1 pseudogene is annotated in these 1,737 nt (G+C 75.0%); it reads left to right on the forward strand.

The features are described from left to right. Window positions 1–23: 23 nt before the first annotated feature. Window positions 24–1,737 (forward strand): annotated as a pseudogene (locus tag ACI78Z_RS24940) (ferredoxin); the annotation flags it as partial.

A 1,737-nucleotide genomic window follows, 5' to 3' on the forward strand; every position in this document is an offset into this window, starting at 1 on the left:
CCGGGGCGCACGAGCGCCCGGTCGTGTTCGCCGACAACGACCGCCCGGGGATCATGCTCGCCGGCGCCGCCCGGACGTTCCTGCACCGCTACGGGGTGCTCCCCGGCCGGGAGGCCGTCGTCTTCACCACCAACGACAGCGCCTACGACGCCGCCCTCGACCTGCACCGCGCGGGGGGGCGGGTGCAGGCGGTGGTCGACGCCCGGCCCGAGGGCTCGCCGCGCCGCGAGGAGTGCGAGCACGCCGGCATCCGCGTCCTGTCCGGTGCCGTCGTGACCGGCACGCAGGGCGTCGAGCGGGTCACGCACGCCCTCGTCGCCCCGTTCGCGGACGGGGAGGTCGGCGCCGGCAGCGCGATCGCCTGCGACCTGCTCCTGGTCAGCGGGGGCTGGAACCCCGCGGTGCACCTGTTCAGCCAGGCCCGCGGCCGGCTCCGCTACGACGAGGCCCTCGGCGCGTTCCTCCCCGGCGAGGTGCTCGACGGCATGAGCGTCACCGGCTCGGCCGCCGGCGTGTTCGACCTGGCCGGGTGCCTGGCCGACGGGCAGCGGGTGGCGCGCGGCGCGCTGACGGCGCTGACGATCCCGCCGGCGGGGGAGGACCGGTTGCCGGCCACCCCGGACCCCGTCGTCCCCACCGCGCCGCTGGTGCTGTGGCGGGTGCCGGACACCTCCGGCGCCGAGGGGAGCACCTCGTTCGTCGACCTGCAGCGCGACGCGACGGTGGCCGACCTCGCCCGCGCGGTCGGCGCCGGACTGCGCTCGATGGAGCACGTCAAGCGCTACACGACCATCGGCACCGCGCACGACCAGGGCAAGACCTCCGGCGTCCTGGCCTCGGGGATCACCGCCGAGCTGCTCGGGATCCCGGTGCAGGCCACCGGGACCACCACCTTCCGGCCGCCGTACACGCCGGTGGCCTTCGCGGCGCTGGCCGGCCGCGACCGCGGCCGGCTGTTCGACCCCGAGCGGGTCACCGCCCTGCACGACTGGCACGTCGCCGAGGGCGCGGTCTTCGAGGACGTCGGCCAGTGGAAGCGGCCCCGCTACTACCCGCAGCCCGGCGAGGACATGGACGCCGCGGTCCTGCGGGAGTGCGCGGCCACCCGCGGGGGCGTGGGGATCCTCGACGGCTCCACCCTGGGCAAGATCGACGTCCAGGGCCCGGACGCCGCCGTCCTCCTGGACCGGCTGTACACGAACCTGATCAGCAGCCTCAAGGTCGGCGCGGTGCGGTACGGCGTCATGTGCGGCGTGGACGGCATGGTCATCGACGACGGCACGGTGCTGCGGCTGGCCGAGGACCGCTTCCTGGTCCTGACCACCACCGGCGGCGCGGCCAAGGTCCTGGACTGGATGGAGGAGTGGCTGCAGACCGAGTGGCCGGAGCTGCGGGTGCGGCTGACCTCGGTCACCGAGCAGTGGGCCACCTTCCCGGTGGTCGGCCCGCGCTCCCGGGACGTCATCGGCGCGGTCTTCCCCGGCGTGGACGTCTCCAACGAGGCCTTCCCGTTCATGACCTGGCGGGACACCACCCTCGACGGGGTGCCGGTGCGGCTGGCCCGGATCAGCTTCTCCGGCGAGCTCGCCTTCGAGGTGTACGTCAACCCGTGGTACGCGGTCGCGGTGTGGGCGCGGCTGCTCGAGGCCGGCCGCCCGCACGGCATCACGCCCTACGGCACCGAGACCATGCACGTGCTGCGCGCGGAGAAGGGCTACCCGATCATCGGGCAGGACA

The sequence above is a fragment of the Geodermatophilus sp. SYSU D01176 genome (assembly GCF_054050015.1).